Origin of the sequence: Salinisphaera sp. RV14 (genome assembly GCF_052044135.1) — a bacterium.
Classification (GTDB): domain Bacteria; phylum Pseudomonadota; class Gammaproteobacteria; order Nevskiales; family Salinisphaeraceae; genus Salinisphaera.
The window spans coordinates 1-11477 of record NZ_JBQDYF010000030.1; the positions used below are offsets into that span (position 1 = coordinate 1).

The following is an 11477-nucleotide window of genomic DNA, read 5'->3' on the forward strand; positions in this document are numbered from 1 at the left end:
TCACTCTCCACTGCTGACTATTGTCCCGAGATTTGTCGGGTTTTTCAGCAGCGCCCTAGGGCTGGCTGGCAGCGCTGGCACTTTCTTCGGGAGCGAGCCTCTCGCTTCCAGTGGCCGTACGTCACATGATCGACCACGGCTTTTCTGCCGATAGTGCGGCCGCCGTCGACCGGACGTTCGCGGCTCTTTTTCTGGTCGCTCTCGTCTATGCGCTGGCCATGGCGCTGCGTTACTTCTGCATCACGCTGCTGGGTGAGCGTGCGTTGGCCTCACTGCGCCGAGCGCTGTATCACCATCTCATGGTTCTGGACATCGCCTTCTTCGACACCAGCCGTGTCGGCGAACTGATTTCGCGCCTAGGCACAGACGCAGAGCTGGTACAGACGCTGATCGGATCGGGGATATCGACCGCGTTGCGCTCGATCGTCATGCTCGCGGGCGCGAGCGCGGCCATGGTCTGGACCAGTCCGCATCTGGCCGGCCTGACCGCGCTGATCATTCCGGTGGTCATCGTGCCGATCCTCGTCTTCGGGCGTCAGGTACAACGGCTGTCGCGCAGTAGTCAGGACCAACTGGCCGACGCCAGCGCGATCAGTAACGAAACACTCAACGCCGTCGCCACAGTGAAGGCCTACGGTCGCGAGGATCTCGAAGCGGAACGTTATGGGCAGGCCATCGTTCGTGCCCTGGATACCGCGCGTCGGCGCATCGGCATGCGAGCCGCGTTGATCGCCGGCGTCGTGGTACTGGTGTTCGGCGCCATCACCCTTGTGCTCTGGATCGGCGCGCTCAACGTCCTGGGCGGTACGCTCGAAGTCGGCGTGCTGAGCCAGTTCGTGCTGTATGCCGTATTCGCCGCCAGCGCGGTGGGCTCGATCAGCAATGTCTGGGGGTCGGTGCTCCGGGCCGCCGGCGCGATGGGACGTATCGACGATCTGTTTGCCGAGCGTTCACGCATCGTTTCGCCACCCGTGCCGATACCGTTGCCGACGCCTCGGCAGGCGCATATCCGATTCAACCATGTGGCTTTCGCTTATGCGACACGTGCCAGTCAACGCGTGCTTGACGATATCGAGCTGGATATCGCCCCCGCCCAGACCGTAGCGCTGGTCGGACCTTCGGGTGCCGGCAAGAGCACGTTGCTGTCGCTGTTGCTTCGGTTTTACGACCCTGCCGCCGGATCGATCAGCTGGAACGGGATCGACCTGAAGATGTTGTCGGTGGCCGAACTGCGTGAATCGATCGCACTGGTCCCCCAGGAAACCGTTATCTTCGCGGCCAGCGTGGCTGACAATATTCGTCTCGGCCGGCCCGAAGCCAGCGATGCCGAAGTGCGCGCCGCCGCGCGTGCGGCCGAGGCCCATAACTTCATCGAGGCGTTGACCCAAGGCTACGACACGATGATCGGCGAGCGCGGCGTGGGACTGTCCGGTGGCCAGCGGCAACGCCTGGCGATCGCCCGTGCGATCCTGCGCGACGCCCCGCTGCTGTTGCTGGACGAAGCCACCTCGTCACTCGACGCCCAGTCGGAAGCGGCCATTCAACAAGCGCTCGCGCGGCTGGCGGTCGGACGCACCACGTTGGTCATCGCCCATCGCCTGTCTACCGTCCAGCGCGCTGACCGCATCGTGGTCATGGATGAAGGCCGCATCATCGCTCAGGGAACGCATGCCAGTCTGTTGCGCGAAAACGGCCTGTATGCCGAACTGGCGCGACTCCAATTTGCCGCCTGATCGAATCGCCTTGCGCCATATATCCCGGATTGGCCCGAGCCCCTTGGCCCCGACGACTCTCCCCTATATATGGAGTAGCAGCGCGATCCGGAGGGAGTCCAATCACCTGTAACCGTCGCGAAAGACCAAAAGACCTACGTGGGTTGACCCCAGTCGTCTTTGCGAGAGAAGCGCTCGGCCGTTGCTCTCACGCATACCCGCCTTCACTGATCCGCGATAGATAGGCTTTTACGGCTGCGGCGTTGCCTTGCTTTACCAGCGCTTCGGCGGTCTGGCCGCCGAACGAAGGCAGCGGCTGCGACCGGTACCAGGCGAACGCCTGGTTCACAGACCCCGCCCACGGCCGGGCCCGGTTGATGATCTCGATCAGGTCGCGCATGCGACTTTGCACGCGCGCCGCGCTTTCCCGCTTGCGCCGATGCAGGGATTCAACGCCCAGGCCCAGCACGTCCGCGAGCTGCGTCTTGTTCACATAAAGCTGCCGCGCAATCACGCTCGACTCGATCAAGCCATCGCCCACTGGGCGCAGGAGCTCGGTCTTTTGACTGGTCGTAGCCGTCATCGGATGCCACCTATCTGGGCCGTATGTACATACTAATCACATGACACGTGGGCCGCTGCTGCCCCTCGCCTACATGGACAGCTCGGCCCGCTCCAGGCTGCTCGACGTCCTCGAGCCCTCAGGCGCTCGAAATCCGAGGTTTCCAGGGTGCATGCGACACACGCCGTTTGATCGGCGACCGATTCCCGCCGCAACGTCGGGGCTATCGGGACCGGCCACGGCGACAGCGTGGGGTTCCGGCATCGCATCGACCGCTCGGGCGATGGCTATTGACCGGATCGGGGGCCTTGCTCTGATCTGCCGGTGTCGCTGGCTTCGGCATCGGGCATCACCAGCTGGGTCGAACCGCTGGGTCGATCGAACGCATGCGCCTGGATCAGGGTCGCCATAGCGGCACTGTAATCCACCATGGGCGTCGCATTGTGCAGGCGTTGCGCGGTTTCGATCACACGCTGTAATGGCGTGGGTTCCCCCGTACGCGAGAGCAGGCGGACGGCGGCGAGATAGTCGTCGCTCAGGATGCTCGGGATAATGACGCGGGTCAGCCCCGATCGGGATAACTCGGCGTTCATGAACAGACGGGATAAACGGCCGTTTCCATCCTGGAACGGATGCACTTCACTGATGAGGTGGTGCAGGAATATCGCCCGGGCCACCGGATCTCGAACGGCGAGGCCTATCTCGAAGCCGGCCTTGAGTGTGCCCGGCACCTGTTCTGGCGCCACGAAGTGGTAGGCGCCGACGCGATTGGGCCGGATCTTGAACGCCCCCGGGCGTATGCCAGGCCGGGCACTGAATAGCTCGCGATGCCATTGCTTGAGCTGGTCGATGAACTGAGTTGCGCTCTGGGGTGTGCGCATGGCTTGCCACGGCTCTTCCACCAGGCTGTACACCCCCAGAAGATCATGGGCGTCGGTGCGACGGGATTCTGGGATCGCGGCGCCGAAAACAATGGCCCGTGCTTCGTCGACTTCAAACGCTATGCCTTCCATGTGGTTGGAGAAATACGACTCGAAAAAAGCCGCATGCCGCCAATAGGCTCTCGCATCGGCGGTCTGGTGAAATGACGGGCGCGGTATCCTGGCCGTTGCGAGGCAGTTAAGCGCCATCGCGAGCGCTTCGAAATCGGCCACACGAACACTGCCGATCCGCTCCGGTCGCGCTCGCTCGCGAACCGTCGGCGTCACAGGCTCGGTGCCCGGAGAAGGCCCCTGCAGACCGCTGATGATTTGATCGAGTTGCCGGGCTTGGCGTTCCAAGCCCAGGGTGGGCGCGATCGCCCGAGCGCGTTCGCGGATAGCCGGCCATTCGGCTTCGCCCCGAAGGGTCGCCCGGCGCGCCAGAAAACGCTCTACCCCGTCGGCGCCGACACTTCGCGCAATGACGTGACGGGTCCGCGATGGCAGCAGATTTTCCAGCAGGAACCGTTCGACGCTGGCGGCATACAAAGAGTCGCCCATGCGCATATCATCGGGCAGCGCCCCATGGCCGGCGATCGTCCGGAATGCCAGGCCGGGAAGGGTCCGGCTCGCGGCGTCATGGGTGATAAAAAGCGCATCCCGTGTCCTCAAGCTGCCCTCGAGGGCGGTGCGATAGCCTACGACCCCGCCGGGGTACAGCAGGCCGGCAATCTCATACGCATGCCGCCGAACCACAACGCTTAAAGGCTCATCAAGATACGCGGTATAGAGGGCAGTCGTGATCTCCCGCAGCCGGCCTTGGCGAGCCGCGCGCGAGACACGTTGGCGCGTGGCGGCGTCTGCGCCAACCGTCGAAACGAAGGCTGGAAATGCGGTGCTCGTCATGTCACAAAAGCCGTGCTAGCGAGGCCATGATACCAGCCAACGTCACACATCACGACCTACTTCTAGCATTCTGTCACCAAATGACATTTAAGCGCTGCCGTTCGATACTCGACCGGGCACCGCGGCGCGCCCACGATCTACGCCGCATCTTTCGCCGTATCGACCAGGCACTGGAGCCGAGCCATCTAGGAGTCTGTCGGACTCAAGGCCGGCCTGGGATATCCTGATAAAATAGCGCAAACCAACGCTCACATTCCCGGGGTTGTCATGGCGGACCGATTCAGACCGATCAACCGTGAGACGCCGCATTTGTTTCCGCCGAGCGTGCAGGATTATGTGGCCGACGACCACTTGGCACGGTTTGTCGTCGACATTGTGGATCAACTGGATCTGAGCCCGTTGACGATGGCCTACGGGGGTCGGGGCGGCTCGGCGGCCTGGCATCCCGCGATGCTGCTCTCGCTGTTGTTTTACGGCTATGCCACCGGTACTTTTTCCAGTCGCAAGCTGGAAGCCGCCACCTACGACAGTGTGGCCGTGCGCTATATTTGCGCCAATCAGCATCCCGACCACGACAGCATCAGCGCGTTTCGCCAGCGCTTTCTGGCTGAACTGGAAACGCTCTTCGTACAGATTCTGTTGATTGCTCACGAGATGGGCACGCTCAAGCTCGGCACCGTCAGTGTGGACGGCACCAAGATCAAGGCTAACGCCAGCAAACACAAAGCGCTGAGTTGGGGCCATGCCAACGCACTGGAAGCCCAGTTGCGTGCCGAAGTGGCCGAACTGATGCGCCTGGCCGAAGCCGCTGATAACACGCCTCCGCCCGATACATTGGACATCCCGGCCGAGATCCAACGCCGCCAGGATCGCCTGGCAGCGATTGCGGCGGCCAAGCAGACGATCCAGGCGCGCGCGGATGAACGCGATGCGCAAGCCCAGGCCGAGTACGAGGCCAAGCTCGAACGCCGGGCCCGCCGCGCCGAACAGACCGGGCGCAAGCCGGGCGGCAAACCGCCGGCCCCGCCTACGCTCGGCCCGCGCGATAAAGATCAAGTCAACCTGACCGATGACGAGTCGCGCATCATGCCCACCTCGGGCGGCGGCTTTGAGCAAAGCTATAACGCCCAGGCCAGCGTCGATCATGACAGCGGCCTGATCGTCAGTGGTCATGTCACGGATCAAAGCAACGATCAACAGCAGCTGGGGCCCGCGTTGTCCCAACTGTCAGAGCAAGCCGAAGCGATCGGCACCCCGATCGCGCTCTGTGCCGATGCCGGCTACTACAGTCAGACCAACGTTCAGTCGGTCGTCGACCACGAGATTGTCCCCTTTATTTCGGATGCGCGCGAACGCCATAACCCGCCTTTGATGGCACGACTCACCGAACCGGTGGCACCACCGGCCGACTTCGACGGCGCGGTCGAGGAAATGCGCTATCGAATGCGCACGGCTGACGGTCGGGCGGTCTACGCACAACGCAAGTGCACGATCGAGCCGACCTTCGGGATCATCAAACACGTGCTGGGCTTCCGACAATTCCTGCTGCGGGGACTGAACGCGGTCACGGGCGAATGGAACCTGGTCTGCATCGCCTTCAATCTGAAGAAACTGCATACCCTGAGCGCATAAAAGGGCGATCCGCCCCTTTTCGCTCGTAGCCCCAACGGTTCTGATCCGTGTTATCGCGAAAAAAACGGGACGCAACGTCCGGCACGCGACAAACAGGTCACGCCGCCGGGGCTCAGTCCGACAGACTCCTAGACAGCTACGCCCTGCGCCGATGGCTATTGGGCCAACTGCCCGCCGACAACCGGGAGTTGGTATTCGACGAAACGATCGGTCTGGCCGATGCCGTACGACGCCATAAAAGAGCGACCACGGTCGGGCAGCAATCGACCGCCGCGATAATCGAGCTCCCCCTCTGATCGGTCCCTGCTGCTGCTGATCGCGGCCGCGATCAGTTGGGCGCATCACCACTGACGGGCGAGTCATCGTCCTATGACGAAATGCGAGGGCTCACGCCCTACCCTATGCCGTGTCGTTAAATGAATAATTATTTTAAAGCGTTCTTTAAATTTTAAAGCTAGCTTGTTTGCTTTTATTAATTTACATCCTTATATTTTTAAATAGCACTCAATAAGCCCTAGCACAAAATGCCTGAGCGATCTGTCGCGACGTATTATGTCCCGCCTCGACATTACAGGGATTTTCGGCGTTCTCTAGCCGAGATTCAGCGCGATGTTTGCCCTATTGCCGCCAAAGCGGGGCTCAAGATCCATCGTATCGAATCGATTTTCGACCCGTCGGATCCGACTATCGCAACGGGGTTCGAAATCGAAGCGTCAGAGGGGGAAGGCGCTGATGGAAAACCGGAAAACGGTAGCTTCTTGCCGATTAAAGACGTGCTCGCTGCCGTCGTCGACAGGGCACGACAGAATCTAGTAAACAAGGAACGAACTCGGGAGGCGCGCGAGCAGAGGATGGCCGAGCTGGCCAATTACGCAGAGCGCACTGAGATCAATGGGGAAGTGCACATCCCTCCGCCACTCACGCCTGACGACCCCAGCGCTCCCTTGCCCACGCCCGACGACGGCGAAGAAGCGATGCGACTCGAGCTTTTCGATATCGAGCGCGGCCGCATCAAAATCGGCAAGCGGTGGATATCGCTCGCCGACCAAGTCGCCGAGGAATTTCGAGAGACTTTTCGGCAGAGCGAATGGTCGCCGAATACGGATGGCCCGCTCGACCTTGAACAGACTCGATCGTTACTCGAACTAGTGGCGCTTGGCGCGCAACGCGCCAAGCGCTTGCTCGACGAGCCATTTCACACCGGCGAAGAACCCGAAGAGAAGAGCGCCCAAGAGGCCTCACTCAGCAATTGAGGCGCCGAGGCAATGCCCGAGACTCCATATCCTGAGCGGGCACTGCTATTGTCGGTCCAGCGGTTTGGAGCGGGGAATAATCTTGCGGCGCTATGGCAAGCTTTCAGCCTATTTGAATGAGGCCGGGTCGGATACGAAGCTACGGCACTTTCATTTCGCCGACCTCGAAGACATCCTCGGTTTCCCACTGCCGGCAAGCGCGCGGCGTTATCCGGCATGGTGGGCGAACGACCGCCAGCCGAGTCGCCATTCGAATGCGTGGCTGTCGGCGGGCTGGGAGACCGCGGAGCTTGACCTGCGACATGAACAGGTGACGTTTCGTCGCTGCATGCTGCCTGACACGGCACCGCCGCCCGAAACCCGAAAATCCGACACCAGGGCCGCGGTGCAGACGAACACCCCGTGGGTCGAGGCGCTTGCCGATGCTCCGGATGGCGCGGTTCAGCTTGCCCTAGGCATGCAGTGGAAAGAACTCGGCCCGATCGCGCTTGATGCGGCGGGGAACCTGGTATTTCCGGGAGCGCCGGCGGCGCTGCCGAGCCTCTATCGAATGCGCCTACTGGACAGTATCGCGCCCCGGCACTATATCGGCGAGACCATGGACCTGAGACGGCGCTTTCAGCACTACCGGACACCCGGGCCATCGCAGGCGACGAACAGGCGGCTCAAAGAGCTTCTCCTATCCCATCTTGGCGCGCAGGGACGAGCCCTCGTCGATATCATCACCAGCACTATCACGCTGACCGACATGGGGACTGCACGCGTCGTCGACCTGTCCGATAAAACGGCGCGGCGGTTTTCAAAGCAGGCGGCGCTGATCGCGGAAAGCGCGCAGGATGTAAACAGCCTGAACCGGTGAATGCCAACCCCGGTTCCGAGCGGACACTTAGCCTGCTTGAGATTCGTTCATTGAGGACCACGCCAACTCCTCGAGAAATCCATCGAGCGCTCGATAAAGACTCCTGCCGATCCCCCCTGGTTCCGAATCGTGGGGGACCCCGCGTTGATCAAGGCTGACAATCCGGAGCGGCTTCGGGCATCCTCTCGCGCTTTGCCGATCCTGATCCGTACTGTCGATGCTATCCATAAAGCCCGCTCGTCGCTTTCTGATGTTCGTCACCGTCATAGCCTTTTGCCTCGCATCGGTGTCGGCAGACGCTGGTATTCGGATTGGCAGCTGGAACCTGAAGCACCTCGGGTGGAATAACGGCAAAGACCTCGACGCGGTTGCCCATATCATCGGCCGCTTCGATCTGGTGGCGCTTCAGGAAGTCATGGACCCCGCCGCTGCCCGAAAGCTCGCGCATATCGTTGCCGAACAGACCGGCGAGCCCTGGGGCGTGACCACCTCTCAGCTCGAAGGCGACTCCAGTTATAAAGAGTCGTACGCCTACCTGTGGCGGAAATCGGCCGTTGCACACGACGGCGGCGACAGCCTCTACGTTGATCCCGGTAACAAGTTCGCACGCGAGCCGTTCACCGCGGAATTTACTGCGGAGGATAGCCACACCGAACTGACGCTCGGCACCGTGCATATCAGCTACGGGGATAATCGCTCGGATCGAACCGCCGAGATCAAGGTGCTCGATCAGTACTGGCGCTGGATGGGCACGACATACCACGGCCGGCGCCTGCTCATGGGCGACTTCAATATGCCGCCGACAGACCCTGCCTGGCGCGGCCTCGATTCACTGGCCACGCCCTCGATCACCTCGGGCGCCTCGACGCTTTCGAAGACCCAGGGCCGCTACGCGCACCTCTACGACAACATCTGGCACAACAAATCGGATCGGTTGAACATCACCGCACGCGGCGTACTCCACTATCCGGCGATTCTGGGGATGAGCCACAAGATCGCTTACGCGAAGGTCTCGGATCATGCACCGGTCTACATCGTTCTCGGCCATGGAAAGGTCGATACCGCGCCGGCGAAAGGACAAAAAACGGTCCAAACCACCCCCTCGGCCGCGACCTGTATTGATATCAATACAGCGAGCCCGAGCCAGCTCGAACGACTCGATCACGTCGGTCCGGCAACGGCGAAGCGGATCGCCACCCATCGGCCTTATCGGTCACTGGGTGGGCTCACGAAGGTCTCGGGCCTGAGCCGCGGCTATGTCGCCGATATTCGTCGTGGTGAACTGACCTGCTCGATCAACTGAGGTCGCAGCACGGTCACGCCCGAACTCGACGGGGCATGAAGTTGAACGGACGCTGGCCTACGGGCTGATGGGCTCAATGATCTCCGGGCCGTCATTCGACGGGTTACCGACCTTTTTCTCGATCGGCCAAGCCTGATAGCTCGCGTGGCGCTCGCTTTCGAGCACCTCGTGTGCCTGCGCGGCGTCGAGATCGGGATCGAGCCAATGACGCGCGCCCTCCGCCGTTAACGCTTGCGGCTGGCGATTGTGAATGTGATCGATGTCGTCATTCGGCTGGCCGGTGAGAATCGCGAACGTGACCTGACCGGCGGCTGGGTGGTCTTCGGGAAGGCGCGCGGCTTTTGACCAGATGCCGGCGAAAAAGAACGGATGACCGCCTTTGGGCCGTATCGCATAGGGCTGCTTCGCATCGCCCTGCTTCTGCCACTCGATCCAGTAATCGGCGGGAACCAGGCAACGCTGGTGCGCGAAGGCTTTCGCAAATAGCTTGTTGGTGTGCGCCGTTTCTGAGCGGGCATTGATCGGCGACAGCTTCGTGTCTTTTGCCCAATTCGGGATGAAGCCCCACCAGGCCGGACCCAGTGTCAATGCGCCATTGTCCGGGTTCTGCAACGCGATCGCCTGGAAGGTGCCGGGCGGGCGGTTATAGCGCACGTCGTCGTCGAGTCGACCCGAAACCTCGGCGTCGATGATCTTGGCAAAGACGTCCGCAGCACTATAACGACCGTATCGTCCGCACATTCCTTTTCGTCTCGCTCAGTAAGTCGGACCGCGATCCATCACAGTTCAGTCGCGGCCCGACGGGCCGGGGTCGCTGAATACTTGCACACGATAACTCGCCATCCTGGCGTCGCAGCGACAGCCGGCACAGTCGAAATCGAATGAGTCGCCGGCCCGGACCATGCGCGGACTAAGCGAGCCGCAGACGGGGCAGCCGTCATCGATTGCCGCCAGATCGGGATGTCGATAGCGAGCCTCGATGAGATCAGCGATTCCGCGATAGGCGCGTACGATGGCGCCCATCAGTTGCACGGTGCCGGAACCCGATACGTAGGGCCCCGCGTTCCGCCAGTTCCCGTCGATCTTCTTCTCCAGGCGCATCCGACGCACGTTGTCTTGATCGCCAATGCGCCACTCGTGCAGGCGTAGATCGTCTGACAAGGGCCAATATCGATCGGGCGGAGGCTGGCCGGGGTTCGGAGACATACGTCGAGATTACTGTATAGACATACACTCCCTCAAGTTGGGTCGATCGGCGAGGCAAGGTCCGTTTGATACGGGCCAACGGCTCGACGCCTGCCGCGATGCTCGTGCCGGCGTCCCGACCGTTATGCAAGCGACCTTGGCCTGGCCGCACTTGCCAAGCGGCTTGATCAATCCCTACGTTAATCATGGCGACGCTCGAATTGCCGAGTGCTTGTACTCGGTGAAACGCTTTACAGCGTGTGGCATTTCGGCGTCAGTTCTCGTCGACCCAACACGCGATGCGGCACCCATGGCGAAAGACAGCGATTACAGCTTCGGCCGCATCGACCGGCAGCCAGCGGTGGCCAAAAGACGGCGTCGCACGCGGGCGAATTCAACGGCGAATCCATACACCACGCGTGACGAGTTGAAATCTGCGCTTGCCGGCCGCCCCGATCCTTCGGCAGGCAGCATCCTGGTCACCGGATGCTATGGGCTTCAGGCGACCCTCATCCGCGATCGCAAGCGCCATAGCCGTTATTTTGCGCTATCGAGGTACGGATTCGACGCATCGCGAACACACGCGGCAGCTTCGGCATGGCTCGCCGATCTCGACTCCGAGCTTCCGCCGCTGACCAGGATCAGAAATAAGCCCGTCGCGACTAAAACGAGTGATTTGCCGAATGGCGTGTCCATCGCGCGACACAAGCAATACCGACGCGGCGTTGAAGCAGGCCGCTGGATTAGCGTGGACGGCACCTATCACGATGGCATCAAGACGCGCCATAAGAGCTTCTATATCGGCAATGAGGCATCAATTGAGCCGTGGCTGCTCGAGGAGGTCTGCGAGCTCGTCATCAAGTTTCGGACCGAGGCCGAAACTGCGAGACGAAGCGGCCGCGTCTTTGACGTTACGGCGTGGAAAGCATGGCACTCGAAATTATCGAAAGCCGCCTACGATGAGTTACGCCGAATTTCGCCCAGGCGCCGTTAAACCTATTGCGAACAGAAGCGTTCGCGCCGACCGCTGAGCATTGCGACCGACATCTCGGTGCCAATCAGTCCCGAGGCCTTCGAGCAGGACTCTTCGTGAGGGTCAGAAGTGTCTTGAAAACCAGGCACGTCCACAGGCTTTTCCAATCCGT

At 61.4% G+C, this 11477-nt stretch carries 9 protein-coding genes and 1 pseudogene; 6 read left to right on the forward strand and 4 right to left on the reverse strand.

The genetic code is table 11. The features are described 5' to 3' along the window. Positions 1 to 59: 59 nt before the first annotated feature. Positions 60 to 1733 (forward strand): annotated as a pseudogene (locus tag ACS8Y6_RS17635) (ABC transporter transmembrane domain-containing protein); the annotation flags it as partial. A gap of 187 nt (positions 1734 to 1920) precedes the next feature. Here the strand turns inward: ACS8Y6_RS17635 and ACS8Y6_RS17640 are convergent. Continuing rightward, positions 1921 to 2241: an XRE family transcriptional regulator gene (locus ACS8Y6_RS17640; RefSeq protein ID WP_440856178.1), complete on the reverse strand. Its 321-nt coding sequence runs from the start codon at positions 2239 to 2241 to the stop codon at positions 1921 to 1923. Between the two features lie 320 nt (positions 2242 to 2561). Continuing rightward, positions 2562 to 4100: a Fic family protein gene (locus ACS8Y6_RS17645; RefSeq protein ID WP_440856179.1), complete on the reverse strand. Its 1539-nt coding sequence runs from the start codon at positions 4098 to 4100 to the stop codon at positions 2562 to 2564. Between the two features lie 267 nt (positions 4101 to 4367). Between ACS8Y6_RS17645 and ACS8Y6_RS17650 the strand changes: the two genes are divergently transcribed. The 4 genes from ACS8Y6_RS17650 (at position 4368) to ACS8Y6_RS17665 (ending at position 9147) form a co-directional block, all read left to right on the forward strand. Then, positions 4368 to 5732 (forward strand): IS1182 family transposase, encoded by a 1365-nt coding sequence (locus ACS8Y6_RS17650; RefSeq protein WP_440851759.1) that lies wholly within the window; start codon positions 4368 to 4370, stop codon positions 5730 to 5732. Between the two features lie 524 nt (positions 5733 to 6256). Continuing rightward, on the forward strand, positions 6257 to 6985 hold the full coding sequence (locus ACS8Y6_RS17655) for a hypothetical protein (RefSeq protein ID WP_440856180.1): 729 nt from the start codon (positions 6257 to 6259) through the stop codon (positions 6983 to 6985). Between the two features lie 82 nt (positions 6986 to 7067). Next, positions 7068 to 7844 carry a DUF7662 domain-containing protein gene (locus ACS8Y6_RS17660; RefSeq protein ID WP_440856181.1) on the forward strand — a complete coding sequence of 259 codons (777 nt, stop codon included), beginning with the start codon at positions 7068 to 7070 and terminating at the stop codon, positions 7842 to 7844. 250 nt (positions 7845 to 8094) lie between these two features. Beyond that, positions 8095 to 9147 carry a helix-hairpin-helix domain-containing protein gene (locus ACS8Y6_RS17665; RefSeq protein WP_440856182.1) on the forward strand — a complete coding sequence of 351 codons (1053 nt, stop codon included), beginning with the start codon at positions 8095 to 8097 and terminating at the stop codon, positions 9145 to 9147. 57 nt (positions 9148 to 9204) lie between these two features. On the opposite strand, the gene ACS8Y6_RS17670 is transcribed toward ACS8Y6_RS17665, so the two are convergent. Continuing rightward, positions 9205 to 9888 (reverse strand): SOS response-associated peptidase, encoded by a 684-nt coding sequence (locus ACS8Y6_RS17670; RefSeq protein ID WP_440856183.1) that lies wholly within the window; start codon positions 9886 to 9888, stop codon positions 9205 to 9207. Between the two features lie 45 nt (positions 9889 to 9933). Further along, positions 9934 to 10308, reverse strand: a complete 375-nt coding sequence (locus ACS8Y6_RS17675) for a hypothetical protein (RefSeq protein WP_440856184.1) — start codon at positions 10306 to 10308, stop codon at positions 9934 to 9936. A gap of 169 nt (positions 10309 to 10477) precedes the next feature. Between ACS8Y6_RS17675 and ACS8Y6_RS17680 the strand changes: the two genes are divergently transcribed. After that, on the forward strand, positions 10478 to 11326 hold the full coding sequence (locus ACS8Y6_RS17680) for a hypothetical protein (RefSeq protein WP_440856185.1): 849 nt from the start codon (positions 10478 to 10480) through the stop codon (positions 11324 to 11326). Positions 11327 to 11477: the final 151 nt, after the last annotated feature.